Annotated in this window: 14 protein-coding genes; 5 read left to right on the plus strand and 9 right to left on the minus strand. The window is 49.1% G+C overall.

Annotated features, from left to right (window positions below; genetic code table 11):
• Nucleotides 1–77 precede the first annotated feature (77 nt).
• The gene (locus RM811_RS01050; protein WP_402519918.1) at nt 78–1403 is read left to right on the plus strand and encodes a diguanylate cyclase domain-containing protein; all 1326 of its coding nucleotides are present in this window, start codon (nt 78–80) and stop codon (nt 1401–1403) included.
• 77 nt (nt 1404–1480) lie between these two features.
• Here the strand turns inward: RM811_RS01050 and RM811_RS01055 are convergent, their stop codons facing one another.
• A complete protein-coding gene (locus tag RM811_RS01055) occupies nt 1481–2746 on the minus strand; it encodes a 6-phosphofructokinase (protein WP_402519920.1) in 1266 nt (421 codons plus the stop codon).
• 310 nt (nt 2747–3056) lie between these two features.
• Here RM811_RS01055 and mpl point away from each other — a divergent pair, with 310 nt between their 5' ends.
• Together mpl and RM811_RS01065 are read left to right on the plus strand one after the other, a co-directional pair.
• Nucleotides 3057–4430 (plus strand): UDP-N-acetylmuramate:L-alanyl-gamma-D-glutamyl-meso-diaminopimelate ligase, encoded by a 1374-nt coding sequence (gene mpl, locus RM811_RS01060; RefSeq protein WP_402519922.1) that lies wholly within the window; start codon nt 3057–3059, stop codon nt 4428–4430.
• A gap of 143 nt (nt 4431–4573) precedes the next feature.
• Nucleotides 4574–5197: a flavin prenyltransferase UbiX gene (locus tag RM811_RS01065; protein ID WP_402519924.1), complete on the plus strand. Its 624-nt coding sequence runs from the start codon at nt 4574–4576 to the stop codon at nt 5195–5197.
• Here the strand turns inward: RM811_RS01065 and RM811_RS01070 are convergent.
• The 6 genes from RM811_RS01070 to tesB all read right to left on the minus strand — a co-directional run bounded on the left by RM811_RS01070 (nt 5165) and on the right by tesB (nt 9682).
• Nucleotides 5165–6058, minus strand: a complete 894-nt coding sequence (locus tag RM811_RS01070; protein WP_402519926.1) for a hypothetical protein — start codon at nt 6056–6058, stop codon at nt 5165–5167. The two genes, RM811_RS01065 and RM811_RS01070, sit on opposite strands and share 33 nt — an antisense overlap.
• Nucleotides 6059–6189: 131 nt before the next feature.
• The gene (locus tag RM811_RS01075; RefSeq protein ID WP_402519928.1) at nt 6190–6498 is read right to left on the minus strand and encodes a hypothetical protein; all 309 of its coding nucleotides are present in this window, start codon (nt 6496–6498) and stop codon (nt 6190–6192) included.
• A gap of 128 nt (nt 6499–6626) precedes the next feature.
• Nucleotides 6627–7046, minus strand: coding sequence for a hypothetical protein (locus RM811_RS01080; RefSeq protein ID WP_402519930.1), 420 nt, complete (start codon nt 7044–7046; stop codon nt 6627–6629).
• A gap of 73 nt (nt 7047–7119) precedes the next feature.
• Nucleotides 7120–7473, minus strand: coding sequence for a c-type cytochrome (locus RM811_RS01085; protein ID WP_402519932.1), 354 nt, complete (start codon nt 7471–7473; stop codon nt 7120–7122).
• Between the two features lie 117 nt (nt 7474–7590).
• Nucleotides 7591–8691: a polysaccharide deacetylase family protein gene (locus RM811_RS01090; RefSeq protein WP_402519934.1), complete on the minus strand. Its 1101-nt coding sequence runs from the start codon at nt 8689–8691 to the stop codon at nt 7591–7593.
• A 115-nt stretch (nt 8692–8806) separates the two neighbouring features.
• The gene (gene tesB / locus RM811_RS01095) at nt 8807–9682 is read right to left on the minus strand and encodes an acyl-CoA thioesterase II (RefSeq protein ID WP_402519936.1); all 876 of its coding nucleotides are present in this window, start codon (nt 9680–9682) and stop codon (nt 8807–8809) included.
• Between the two features lie 333 nt (nt 9683–10015).
• Here tesB and RM811_RS01100 point away from each other — a divergent pair, with 333 nt between their 5' ends.
• Nucleotides 10016–10627 carry a DedA family protein gene (locus tag RM811_RS01100; RefSeq protein ID WP_402519938.1) on the plus strand — a complete coding sequence of 204 codons (612 nt, stop codon included), beginning with the start codon at nt 10016–10018 and terminating at the stop codon, nt 10625–10627.
• Between the two features lie 96 nt (nt 10628–10723).
• Here RM811_RS01100 and RM811_RS01105 read toward each other — a convergent pair whose 3' ends face one another.
• Nucleotides 10724–11461: an FAD-binding oxidoreductase gene (locus RM811_RS01105; RefSeq protein WP_402519940.1), complete on the minus strand. Its 738-nt coding sequence runs from the start codon at nt 11459–11461 to the stop codon at nt 10724–10726.
• A 122-nt stretch (nt 11462–11583) separates the two neighbouring features.
• A complete protein-coding gene (locus RM811_RS01110; RefSeq protein ID WP_402519942.1) occupies nt 11584–12471 on the minus strand; it encodes an SDR family oxidoreductase in 888 nt (295 codons plus the stop codon).
• Nucleotides 12472–12731: 260 nt separating this feature from the next.
• Here RM811_RS01110 and RM811_RS01115 point away from each other — a divergent pair, with 260 nt between their 5' ends.
• The gene (locus tag RM811_RS01115; RefSeq protein WP_402519944.1) at nt 12732–14297 is read left to right on the plus strand and encodes a response regulator; all 1566 of its coding nucleotides are present in this window, start codon (nt 12732–12734) and stop codon (nt 14295–14297) included.
• Nucleotides 14298–14304: the final 7 nt, after the last annotated feature.

Below are 14304 nucleotides of genomic sequence, written 5' to 3' on the forward strand. Positions count from 1 at the left end.
GAATTAACCGAGACCTTTGCCATCAGGGCTCCTTTCAGGAGCTTCCGGGATGGAGGCTGAGACAGGGATTGTCGTATATGGATACACATAGCAAAGTCAAAATTCTGGTGGTGGATGACCGCCCTGAAAATCTGCTGGCCATGGATAAGCTGTTAAAGCCCCTGGGCGCTGAAATCCACAAGGTGGACTCTGGAGAAAAAGCGCTGTCCGAAGTTCTGGCCCATCACTTTGCGATCATTCTTTTAGATGTTCAGATGCCAGGCATGGATGGTTTTGAAACGGCCACCCTGCTTCATAGCAACAGGCAAACCGCTAACATTCCCATTATTTTTGTCACTGCCATTAATAAAGATCATAACTATGTGACCAAGGGGTACCAGTCAGGTGCCGTTGATTATTTACCCAAGCCGATCGTTCCGGAAATTCTTCTGGGTAAGGTGAAAGTATTTTTACAGTTAGAAGAACAGCGTCTTGAGCTGGAACAGGTGACCCGTGAACTGCGCTGGATCAGCCGGAAGAATAAATTGTTACTGGACTGTGCTGGTGAAGGCATTGCCGGACTGGATGAACAAGGTAATATCACTTTCATAAACCCCACCGCTTGTGAGCTGCTGGGTGGGGCTGAAGCGACGTTTCTTAATACTCATATCAGCCAGTTTCTTTTTGATGATGTACCTGAGGCAGTCATCGAAAAGTGGCAGCAGTCTGATATTTACCGTGAATGCCTTAAGAATGGAAGGAGTATTAAGCAGTCCAGCGAATTACTTAATGTGAGCCTGGGTAAGTTTCCTGCAGAGTTCAATGTAGCCGCTATCGTCAATGGCAAAAATGCTGTTCAGGGCGCTGTTTTTGTGTTTCAGGATATTACTGAGCGTAAGCAGATGGAAGATCAGTTATTGAGAATGGCCAAGTATGATGGCTTGACGGGTCTGCCTAATCGGACATTGTTTAGAGAGTTCCTGCAATCGTCGATGGATCGTAGTGATCGACACCATAACAATACGGCCGTTCTGTTTCTTGATCTTGACCACTTTAAAGAAATTAATGACCAGCTGGGTCATGATGCGGGTGACCAGCTTCTTTCCAGTGTGGCTAATCGTCTGGAAGGCTGTATTCGTAAAGTGGATCTGGTTGCCAGGCTGGGCGGGGATGAATTTGCGGTTGTCCTGGATGACGTCAAGAACCCGGAAGATGCCCGTATCGTAGCCGATAAAATTCTTCATACGCTTAAAGAGCCCCATGAGCTGGGGAATGCTTCGAAAAAAGTGGGAACCAGTATTGGTATTGCTTTTTATCCGGAGAATGGAGTGGATGCTGATGGCCTGATAAAGGCGGCAGATGAAGCGATGTATGCAGCTAAGAACGAAGGCCGGAATGACTTTCGATTTTATTCCGACCTTTAAGAACGCTGCCCGATGTCCGCCGTCCGCTGCCCGAAAAAGCCGGGTTGCTTGCGCTTTTGCGGATAGTGTCTCAGGGATTAGATTTCAAAGGGTGTATTCAATTGTTTTTCAACGAATACTTTTCTGAGCCGGGCGAAACGAGGCAGACCGTTCAGATAGGCCGGATACTCTTCCCCTTCAATCAGTGGCTCCAGGTAACCCCGGCAGGTAGGGGTAATGTTGAAGCCATCCTCACTGATAAAGTCCAGGGGCATTTTTCGTTCAAAGTTAGCGACTTTCTCTAAAGACACCTCTTTGATGGCCCACCGGTAGGGAAGGTCGGATTCCCGGATGATGGCGGGCATCACCGCATTATGACCGGTTACCGCCAGTTCTACCGCTGCTTTACCCACCGCATAGGCCTGCTCTACATCAACCCGTGAGGCGATATGTCGTGCTGAGCGCTGCAGATAGTCTGGAACGGCATAGTGATATTTGTAACCCAGCTCTTGTTTGATCATATTGCATAAGGCCGGTGCTACACCGCCGAGTTGCTGATGGCCAAAAGAATCAATAACGGTGGTTGACGCGGAGATGAAACTGCCATCTTGGTATTTTGCGCCTTCTGAAGCGACGATGACGCAATAACCTTTATTACTGACGGTTTCATGAACTTTTTTGAGAAATTTCTGCTTGTCCAGAGGCAGTTCCGGAAAAATAATGATATGAGGCGGGTCACCCTCATTACGGGCTGCAAGGCCGGTTGCTGCTGCCAGCCAGCCGGCATGTCTTCCCATCACCTCCATGACAAACACTTTGGTAGAGGTATCGCACATTGAAGCAATATCGTGGCTCGCTTCTTTAGTGGATACGGCAAGGTATTTGGCGGCAGAGCCGAAACCCGGACAGTTGTCAGTGACGGCCAGATCGTTATCAATGGTTTTCGGAATGCCAATGCAGGTAAGAGGGTATCCCATTTTTTCACTCAGCTGGGATACCTTCCAGGCAGTATCCATGGAGTCATTGCCGCCATTGTAGAAAAAATAACCAATATCATGAGCCTTAAAGACGTCAATCAGCCGACGATATTCGGCTTCACTTTCTTCGAAGGATTTCAGCTTATAACGGCAGGAACCAAAGGCGCCCCCGGGAGTCCTGAGTAACGCGCCGATGGTTTCATCGGACTCATAGGAGGTATCGATCAGCTCCTCACGCAAAGCGCCGAGGATGCCATTGTGACCCGCGTAGACTTTGCCGATTTTGTCCGGGTAACGACGAGCTGTTTCAATAACCGCGCAGGCGCTGGCATTGATGACAGCGGTAACACCGCCAGACTGTGCGTAAAAAGCGTGCTTCTTGGTCATCAGTTTAATTCCGAGCGTTACCGTGTGTTATTTTGTGTTTTGAGTTGGGTGGTGATGATACCCGATCACGAGTTTTTTGGTAGAGCTTTATCGGGTCACTTTTTATGCGCTCAGGGCTGTTATGCGCTCAGGGCTGTTATGCGCCCAAGGCTTTTATGAGTGCATTCTTTTTATAATCTTATGCTTTTTATGAGATTGTGGCTTTCTAATGTCAACGTCCTTTTGCGCGCAGGGCGGAAACAATGTCAAAATTCTGCTATCAGGGGCTTTGCCGGTTAAGCGACTCCCCGTCTATTTGGAGCTAGTGTGGATGCACATACATATTCTGGGAATTTGTGGAACGTTTATGGGGAGTCTGGCAATGCTTGCCAGGGAGCTTGGATTTCATGTGTCCGGCTCTGATGAGAATGTATACCCACCCATGAGTACCCAGCTGGAGGAACAGGGTATCTCTCTGTTTCGCGGTTATGATGCAGATGCTCTGAACCCGGCGCCTGACCTTGTGGTTATTGGTAATGCCATGAAACGGGGTATTCCAGCGGTAGAGTACGTGCTTGAGAAGGGACTGCCTTACGTTTCCGGACCTGAGTTTTTTTCCCGTTATATTGCACCTGAACGGTGGGTGCTGGCGGCTTCAGGTACTCACGGTAAAACCAGTACCAGCAGCATGCTGGCGTGGATACTGGAATATGCGGGTATGTCTCCCGGTTTTCTGATCGGTGGTATTCCCAGGGATTTTGGTATTTCTGCAAGATTGGGAGACACGCCATTTTTCGTCATTGAGGCGGATGAATACGATACCGCATTCTTCGACAAACGCTCCAAGTTTGTTCACTACCACGCCCGCACGTTGATTATTAATAATGTTGAGTTCGATCATGCGGATATTTTTGATGATCTGGCCGCTATTCAGCGGCAGTTCCACCATCTGGTGAGAACTATTCCCGGCAGTGGGCGGATACTGTTTCCGGCGAATATGCCAGCTATAGATGATGTTATTGCCATGGGCTGCTGGTCGGAGCAGGAAACGCTGGGCGATAAGGGCCTGTGGCAGACCGATAATGTCAGTAAAGAGGGGAGTCATTTCCAGGTTCTCTATAAAGGCAGCCTGGCGGGTACGGTAAACTGGCAACAGGAAGGTGATCACAATGTGGCCAATGCTCTGGCAGCCATTGCGGCAGCTCACCATGTGGGTGTTCTTCCCGACGTTTCCTGTGACGCGCTATCCGTCTTTCAGGGGGTGAAGCGAAGAATGGAGCTGGTTGAAGAGGTCGGTGGCATTCGGGTTTATGATGATTTTGCCCACCACCCAACCGCTATAGCCACCACACTGGCCGGACAACGGGCGAAGCTGGGTGAAAAAGCGAATATCCGGGTGATTATTGAACCCAGGTCAAACACCATGAAAATGGGCATTCATCAGGAATCCCTGGTGGCCTCTACCGGGCTGGCATCTGAAGTCATCTGGTTTAAACCACAGGGGCTTGATTGGCCTTTGGCGGAACTGGCGGCTGAAAGTCCTGTTAAATCATCGGTGATGGACTCAACAGAGGCGATTGTTCGCTACCTGGTAGATACGGCTGCTGCGGGTGACCATCTGCTGGTGATGAGTAATGGTGGCTTTGAGGGCATCCATGGACGTATCGCCAATGGTTTGAAAAGCCGATTCAAGACAAACGCTTAGGATTTGTCTTGAAATAATTTCCCCATTTCAACAACCGTTGCCCGTAGTCCGTGGTCCGTAGTCCGAAAAAGCAGGAGTCACTCGCGCTTTTGCGGACTACGGACAACGGATAGCGGACAACGGGCTTAATTTGGAAGTACAGAATGAACCCGGCAAACCCTGAGCGAGTTACCTTGGCGATCACGGGGGCATCCGGTGCCCAATATGGCTTGAGGCTTCTTGAGTGTCTGGTGGCTGCAGAACGGTCAGTGTTTTTCCTGGTTTCCAAAGCGGCAAAGGTCGTTCTGGCAACAGAAATGGATATAGAACTTGGCGATAACCCTGCAGAAATTGAACAATATCTGACCGATCGTTACCGGGCCAGGCCCCGACAAATCCGGGTCTTTGGTGAAGATGACTGGATGTCTCCGGTGGCTTCGGGCAGTGGTGCACCCAGTTCAATGGTTATTTGTCCCTGTAGTACCGGAACCTTATCGGCTATTGCCTGTGGACTGAGTAACAACTTGACTCAGCGGGCGGCAACCGTGGTGCTGAAAGAGAGGCGGCAACTGATCATGGTGCCCAGAGAGGCTCCCTATTCTGAAATACATCTGGAAAATATGTTGAAGCTGACCCGGATGGGGTGCGTCATGATTCCGGCTTCTCCGGGGTTTTATAACCGACCTGAAACCGTGGACGACATGGTGGATTTTATTGTTGCCCGTATTCTCGACCAGTTGGGTATTACTCAGGAATTAATGCCTTCCTGGGGGCGTCACTGTCTTTAATGGAGCAACGTTTGAAGTGTTCGGGATCTGCAGGTTATGAAGCCAGAGCGCAAGGGCATCCAGATAAATCACCAGTCTGGTTGCCGAACCTGCCGAGCCTGCGGCAAGGTCTACCAGAAAGCCTTCTGGCAGCTCCTGTCGCACCACTTCTTTCTGGTAGTTGCCATAGGGCTGGCCTGAGATCACAAGAGTAGAGCCTGGTGAGGGGCTGTTTTTTTTCCAGTGTTTGAGTGTGTCGCGGGTATTGGGTCTGTGCCAATACCCGTTTCTCCACTTTCTGGGGGTATCAATAAATTCTATGGGTAATGCTTTCATGGCCGCTGGCATGGGGGCTAACTGATGAAGCATCATTGCTGCTTCAGTTTCGGTAAAAGGGTAAGGATCCAGCGTTTTACTGTGCTGATCTTCGGGTAAGATGGCCAGTAATTTCAGGTGATCAGTTGTGGGGTCAAGGGGGCGCTGGCCTACCAGATAAATTAAACGCCTGAAGCGAACCCCCTCATTCCATAAATGGATCAGGTTATCCAGCCGATGCTTCATGGCGGGGACTGTAGCACCCAGAAACAGTACAGAATCATAATGTTTGCCTGTTGGTACAACGGAAGCCATCAGCCCGAGCTTTTCCAGCAGTTCAAAAACCCTGCTTTTTTTTTCAGCCGGAATATCCAGCTCCGGTAACTCCCATCGCTCCTGTCCCGGCTTCCTGCGCCAGACCTGGCTGGCATTAATCATTGAATCCAGATTGGCGGCATGGGGAATATTCAACTCACTGAGCAATGAGTCCAGGGTTGTGGAAAGCGCTTCTTGATAACTGAGAGTCGGCTCGACCGTATCGGCACGTGAAAATATGGATAAAAACATCAGAGGTATCCCTACCAGAAACCATTTGCAGTTAAATGGGGCAGGGCTGTAATGCATTGTTTTTGTCCCCGATAACTCAGGGACAAGAATAGCCGCTTTATAATGGCCTGCCGGTCATTTTTTAAATGAGCTTAATGCTGGGGTGAAGCCGGTGTTGCCGTTTGCCCCTGTTGTTGCAGAATCAACTGGCTCAGCTCAGGTTGCTCCCAGCCCTCAGGATAGTGCTTGGCCATTGCTTCCATCATGACCGTGTATTCATCAGCGGGTTTTTGCAGAAGATAGGTTAGAAAGGTATAGATTCGATCCGACATTTCCTTGTTGATCTGGTTAAATTGCTGATCGTCTATCTGTCCCTTTTTCTGACACTCTTCAAGGGTGGATTGACGGATACAGTTGGCAGAGATGATCAGTGCCAGTTTTTTGATGTTTTGCTCGTCCATGATGGGCTCCATGCCGGTTTGGATAAAATACGGTTACTTATATAAAACTAGTTGCTGTGGGGGGGGATTCAAGGTGTTGAAAATAAAAACAGGGGATAAGGTCCCCTGAAAGATTAAACCACAACCGGTTATGGTGTTTTAGGCTTGTCACGATCCGTATTGCACTCAACGCAGAGTTGCCAGCCGGTAGCAAGCAGAAGTCCCCCAACTGTTCCCCATAGTGGGCCAACGGGTGTAAGAGCGCCGATAATGAAGCCGACAACACAGCACCCGCCCACCCTCTTTAAATAGGGAGGGAGCATCTCATTAATATGCTTGCTTACGTAGTTGATAAGTTTGATAGTCCGGGCATAAAGGCCTTTGAAAAAGCTCGAGACACTTTTCCATGCAGAACGTTCTTCAGAGCTGGATGAGATATGAGGTTTTGCATCAGTACTGGTAACTTTTTTACCAAGCCCCGAGCCACTTCCCTGACTATCACTTGCTGGAGGATTGGCTGTGGGCGGATAAGTGGGCTGAAAATCTGTAGATGAAGCTGGGTTGGCCATTGCAGGTACCTTATTTGATAATCTTGGTACTTATTGACCAATTAAAGAACGTATAGTTCCCCGTTGAGTAGCTTTATAAGCACCCGGTAATTGAATACCACTCACTAATACCCGTCACCTCATCTTCTGATAACAGTTTGGCGATATTGCTCATGGGCTTATGGGTGGTTCTTGAGCCATCACGGTAATAGTTAAGCTGTTTCACCATATAGTCTTTTTTCTGACAGGCCAGATTGGGATTGAATGATGCGGTGCCAATCCCTGTCGGGCCATGACAGCCAGCGCAGAGTTGCATGGCCTTGGTTTTTGCTGCTTCAAGATGGTCAGGTGTTGCTTGAGCATCGGTGTCAGGCCGGGGTTCAGTACAGCCAGTTAACAAAAGGATGGCGAAGATCGCTATTTGTTTGATTTGAAATGCTATTTTCATCAGGCCGTCAGCTTTATTTTAATTGGGAGGATCAGTGAGGACTCAAGGTAGCCTGTGGAGAAGTGGCGTTGAATCCCACAGGCTGCCTGAAGGCGTGCTAATGAATGTTAGCAGTCTTTAATCCAGTGCTTTACCTTCATCCGTCAGTCTCAACCAGGCATGGGAGTACCAGTAATAGTGCTTGCCGCTATTGGATGGCGCTGTACAGTTGTAGCGGGTACGACCCACGGGTAAGTCGCTGTTAGCCCGGGTTTTCAGTCGGGTCATTTCCTTATCCAGCCAGGTTACCTTCAGTTCACCCTGGCCGGAGGCATAGCACTTAAGCTGCTTTTTCTGGTAATCACCCTTTGCCAGTGTCAGTTCAAGCTCTGGCTTGAGATTATCCTTTGTCATCAGGGACGAGTCAGGACTTTGTTTTGTGACAGGCAGGGCTCGACTTTTCACTTTGATCCCAAAATCGCTGACACCGTAAATACCGGCCATCGGGAAGCGGGGAAGGCGGGTAAAGTCAGAATACTCTCCAGCAGCCCCGGACTGCTGGCCAAAGCCGACATATCCCATATCATCCAGTGTTGCCCTGAGTTCCGGGGTGGTTTCCCCAAAGGTCCAGGCAAACAGTTTGACGCTCTGGCCAGTTTTCCCCTTGATTCTCGCTTCGGTCATTGCCAGATTCTGCCGGAACCGGGCAAGCCATTGCTCTTCTGTTTCGCCAGGGCGTTTTTCGACACTGTGGGTATGGCTCATGGTGTGATTAGCAAGGGTTGCTCCAGCACGAGTCATCTCCTTCAATTGCTCCCAAGTCAGAAATTTCCGGTATTTTTTATCCACAGGTGTTGGGGTTACAAAAATAGCGAAGGGGAAGCCATATTCCTTCAGTATCGGGAACGCATTGGTGTAAATGCTCAGGTAAGCATCATCAAAGGTTATGGTGACGGTTTTTTCCGGTAATACCTGTTTGTTGCGCAGAGCCTCAACCGCATCAATTAACGGGATCACATTGAACTTATTCTCCGCGAGATAACTCATGTGTTCCCTGAAGGTTTCAGGAGTAACGCTGGTAATTTTTGGCGTGTCATTACTGACATGGTGATACTGAAGAATGACGGCAGAACTGGATGCCTGGGTCAGGTTAGAAGATAAACAGGATATCGCTAAAATACAGAGAAAAAATGGCTTGAATCGATGTATATACTTCTGAATTGGAGAAAAGAAGCTCACAGTATTTCCTTAGACAAAAAAATAGCCACCCATCAGCAAGGGCAGGGGCTGAAGGGTGGCATAAGTTTCAATAGCGAACAAATAAAAGTGTATGAGTGATCCGCTGAATCTGCCTTTAGACTTTGGTCTTGGGCTTCAAAGGCCTGACAAGACCTTCCTGGGTGGTTGATGCCACCAGCTCCCCGGCCTGATTGAATATCTGGCCTCTCACCAGAGCCCGGGCACCATGTGCGGAAGGACTCTCTACGCAGTAAAGAAGCCATTCATCCATTCTGAAGGGTCGATGGAACCACATGGCGTGGTCCAGGCTGGCAATTTGTATAGGCTTTTGAAAGCTGGCTGCACCGTGAGGATACAGGCTGGATGACAGGAACTGGAAATCAGAAGCATAGGCCAGAAGGTACTTATGCAGCCCCGGATTATCAGGCAGCTTACCATTGGTTCTGAGCCATACCTTGTGGTTTGGGGCTCCGGTTTCTTCTGCCAGTGGATCCTCCGGGTCAGCAAAACGAATCTCGATAGGTGTGTCGCTGAGCAGCCGCTTCTGGAGTGGCTTTGGAATGACATCACTGTGTTTTTGAATCAATGCTTTTTCACTCAATGCTTCCTCTGGAGATACCACACTGGGCATAGGGTCCTGGTGTTCAAAGCCCTCTTCATTAAGTTGAAAGGAAGCAGAAAGGTTGAAAATAGGCTGACCATTCTGAACAGCAACTACCCGGCGGGTGTTGAAGCTTTTGCCATCTCGAATGCAGTCAACGGTATAAACAATGGGTTTACTGCTGTCTCCCTCACGAAGAAAGTAGCTGTGGAAGGAGTGGACATGGCGCTCAGGGTCTACTGTTTGCCTTGCCGCAGAAAGCGCCTGCCCCAGCACCTGACCACCAAATACCCGGCCCCAGCCAAGGTCCTGACTTTGGCCCCGGAAGATATTGTTTTCGATGGGTTCAAGTTTCAGTAAGTTGATCAGTTCTTCCAGTACTTCATTCATCCAGTAACTCCCTGATGGCATTGCGGGTGCTCTATTGGCTCCCGACTGCGTGAGTATGGCCGTGCTTTCATTGGCACTCTTATCAGCACTTCAGTATTCTGATGAGGCCATTCCAGAAATGGTTTCGTCGATACTCACCGGTTCGACGGGCAAGTCTGACTGTATCACAGCGAAGGATTAATCAATTGTCCATTGTCGTCAATTTTCGGGGTCGATTTCCGGGCGGTTTAGTTCGCGCTTTTCACCGTACAGGGTTAGAGCCTCGTAAAATTTCTGGTAACCGGTTCGTCCAACCACTTTGGAGATACTTCGGTTTTCAGGACTCTGTGAATAATGGATAGCGCTTACTTTGAAACCATTCATCTATGGCTGCAACACAACGTAGTCTGGCTTGGGCCTGTTATTGCGATTGTGGCCTGTCTCGAGTCACTGGTTGTGGTGGGTATTGTGTTGCCCGGCATTGCCATGTTGTTTGCCCTGGCTGCTATTGCCGGAGCTGCCGGTTCGGCTGTTTACCCCATCCTTTTATGGGCTTTTCTGGGCGCTATCATTGGCGATGGCGTTAGCTTTTTACTGGGATATTTTTGCCATGACAGGGTGCGAGGCTGGTGGCCATTTAACCGTCATCCCCAGTGGCTGGAACGTGGTGAAGCGTTTTTCCAGCGATACGGTATTTTGAGTGTTGTGATTGGCCGTTTTGTCGGACCCGTTCGACCGGTCATTCCTGCGATTGCCGGTATGATGGGGATGCGTCCCGGGTATTTCTTTTCGGTTAATTTTATTTCTGCGCTGGCATGGGCACCTGTTTATCTGTTGCCCGGTTATCTGGCGGGGGCTGCACTCCAGTGGCGTGACCAAATTTCGGATCAGCTATTGGCCGCCCTGATGGTCCTTGGTTTGGGGCTGCTCGGCCTGCTGGTGATATGGTTTCGGAAACGGGCTTAAATCCGACGAAGGCTATGCGCGTACCCACTAACCGAAAAAGCCAGGGCCGCTTGTGCTTTTTCGGGTAGCGGGAAGCGGACGGCGGGAAGCGGTCTTTTAGTGCCCGGAATAAACATACTTTTCTCTTTTGATTTGTCGGGGTGGGAATCCCATGTCTCTTAAAAGAGTGACACAGTCATCAATCATTCCCGGGTTGCCACAGAGATAAATCACATCCTGTTCAGGGTTCAGATTCAGAGATTCAAACTGGTTTTGAACGTATCCGGCATGCTCATATTGATCTGCGTGTAAGTCTGCTTCACGACTCAGGCAAATGCGGTGTGCTACCTCTGAAAGTTTGGCAAAGTCATCTATATAAATACTTTCCTGTCGGAATCGGAAGCCCATAACTACTGTGACAGAAACCCCTTGATCAGCCAAAACGGTTAGCTGGGGGATCATGCTTCGATAAGGAGCAATACCGGTCCCGGTTCCAACAAGGACTAACTGTCCGGGAAGCGTCTCTGGCAATATCAAAGCGCCAAAAGGCCCGGCAATATTTATGGTGATTCCCGGCTCAGCCTTTTGGAAAAATTCAGAAGCAATACCCTCGTTGACAAAGCTGAGTGCCACCTCAATCTGGCCGGTTGCGTTAAAATCTTCCGGTGAGTTGGCAATACTGTAACTTCGTTTATAGAGAGTGCCGTCTACTTCAAGGAACAGTTGTATAAACTGTCCGGCAACAAAACTGAATCGGTCACTCTCTCCAGATACCAGCTCAAAGCTTAACTGCAGCGTGTTGCTACTGAGTTGTTGTTTTTTGCTGAGAGTGACTGGAAAAAGGGGGACGGGCATGAATGATTATCCTTGTAAATGAGTTTTACCAGAGACCAGGCCTTGAGTGGAAAATGCCACCCATTCCGAATTCTGAAAATCAAGTACAGAGTCCCGGAAAGCAGCATTTCCATAGCAACAGTTTAGTCAGCAGAACTTTCCTCATAATAATTTCTGATCAGTCTGGATAGTGTCCCTCTCCAGGGGCGATTATGAACGCCAAAGGTACTTAATATTTTTCGGTTGGCAAGCGTTGCATTGGCGGGTGCCTGGATACCATCCCGCTCGCTAAGTTTATCCATTCGCAGTTTACGAACTTTCAGTGATTGATACTGGGAGGCTTCAGAAATAACGGTCTCAGCAAACCGGTTTTCAGAAACGGGTTCAGCCCCGGCATAGTGATAAGTCCCCCAGGGCTCCGCGCCACAACCCAGCTGCTGAACAATGGCAACGATAACTCTGGCAGCATCTTCGCTGGGTGTTGGACATCCCTGTTGATCGGATACTACCGCCACTTCCTGCTCTTTGCTGATTTGATCCAGCAGGTATTTCAGCAGATTAGTCCGCCGGTAACTGATCACCCAGGACAGGCGAAGGATAATATGTTTTGGGCAGCGTTCACTGATTTGCTGTTCGGCCTGCCAACGGCTGGTTGCCAGCACCCCGGAGGGGTTAGGTATATCTTTCTCGGTATAGGCTTCTTTTTTGGTGCCATCAAACACGCGGTAAGTTGAAATATAAACAAGAGTGGCATTCTGTCGGTGGCAACATTCGGCCAGGGTTGCCATGGCATCCCGGTTTATCCGGAAGCATTTTGAAGGCTCATTTTCTGCGTTAACCGGATCATTGTAGCCCGCGCAGTTGATCACAATGTCTGGCTGGTACTTTCTAAGGCTGGCATCAATAGACTCAGGCTGTTCCAGATTTAACGCATCTCTTCCCGGCGCAATACAGGTAATCTGCTTCTGCTGCAGTAATTGTTGAACTTCCTGACCGATGAGTCCGGTGCTGCCAATCAATAGTATTTTCATAAGGATTTGATCGTCATGAATTAATGACCACTTTGGCAAATATTGCCCGCAGATCAATATAAGAAAGAATTCTATTGAAACATGAAAGGCCCGGATCTGGAAAAGGCTCTTTAGAAAAAAACGTCTATTTCTGAGGGAGGAAGCGGTTAACCAGAAATACTGATGGCCGTAAGGGTTCTGATAAAAGCGAGGGTTGTAGTAAGATAATCCGCTTATTTCCGTCTATTTTTACATTTACTGAATATCAGGATCCGCTGACGATGTATCTGGCTGAAGCTCCTGTAGAGCAGCATGAAGAAGAGCGAATTCTTCTTGTGGATGACAATCCGACTAACTTGCAGGTTTTGCTGCAAACCCTCAGTGGTCGGGGGTATAAACTATTGATTGCCAAAAATGGTGAGAGTGCCCTGAGGATTGCGGTCAAGGCGAAGCCTGCGCTGGTGCTGCTGGATATTATGATGCCCGGCATGGATGGCTATGAAGTGTGTCGCCTTCTCAAGGAAAGCCCGGAAACCCGTAATATTACGGTGATTTTTTTATCGGCCCTGGATGACACCAAAGACAAGGTAAGAGGGCTGGAAACCGGTGCCGTGGATTTTATTTCCAAGCCTTTTCAGGCCGAAGAGGTGATTGCCCGGGTTCAGACTCAGCTGAAAATTCATAAACTTGAGCAGGCACTTTCTGCCAGGAATCGACAGCTTGAAGCCGATAAGGCCCGTATTCTGGAAAATATGAATGAAGGGATATTTGGTCTCGACCGTATGGGCCAGATTACCTTTGCCAATCCGGCTTCTTCTGTCATGACCGGTTGGTCCATTAAACAATTGACGGGACAGAACCTGATTCACCTGATGCAGGGAGAAAACAATGAGGCTGCCCATTTATCGGGTCCTTTATCGCCCATTGAGGTTTCACTGAATAAAGGGGTCAGCAAAACGGTGGAGAACGCCACATTCTTACACAGTGATGGCTCCCTCTTCCCGGTAGATTATTCGTGTACCCCCATTATGGAAAGCAGTTCGCCTGACGGGGCTGTGGTTGTTTTTCGGGATATTTCAGAGAAACAGCGGCAGCAGGAAGCGTTGCAAAAAGTACTGGATGAGCTGGAAAGTCAGAAAGAGCAGTTGACCCATGTTTCCCGGCTGAGCACGATGGGTGAGATGGCTGCGGGCTTTGCCCATGAGGTTAACCAGCCGCTCACCGCCATTTCCAATTATGCCCAGGTGGCCAGAAGAATGTTGGCCAGACTGGCGTTGGAAGATGACCTTGACCTTTCAGAGGCGATGGAAAAGATTAATACCCAGGCGCGACGGGCGGGTGAAATTATTGCCCGCATCCGTTCGTTTGTTAAAAAACCGGATCATGTACTGGGCAGTGTTGACCCGAATCGCCTGATCCAGGATACCTACAAGCTGGCTGAGGTGGATGCCCGTAATAACAACATGGAAATTCATCTGGAACAGGAAGATGGCCTGCCTGACGTCAAGGTTGACCCTGTGCAGATCCAGCAGGTGGCGCTTAACCTGATTCGTAATGGCATGGAAGCGATGCGGGATATGGATACCCGGAGTATTGGTGTCTATGTCCGTACTGAGCGACAGGATGAGAACTTTGTCAAAGTGTCGGTGATTGACCGTGGACATGGTCTGGCAGACGATGCGGAAGAAAAGCTGTTTACCCCTTTTTATACCACCAAACCTGACGGTATGGGTATTGGACTGACGGTTTGCCACTCCATTATTCAGTCTCATGGTGGGCGGCTGACGTTTCAGCGTCATCCGGAAGGTGGGACGATTTTTGAATTTACCATGCCGATTGCTGATTGATACTATG

Source organism: Endozoicomonas sp., assembly GCF_031844845.1.
Lineage (GTDB): Bacteria > Pseudomonadota > Gammaproteobacteria > Pseudomonadales > Endozoicomonadaceae > Endozoicomonas.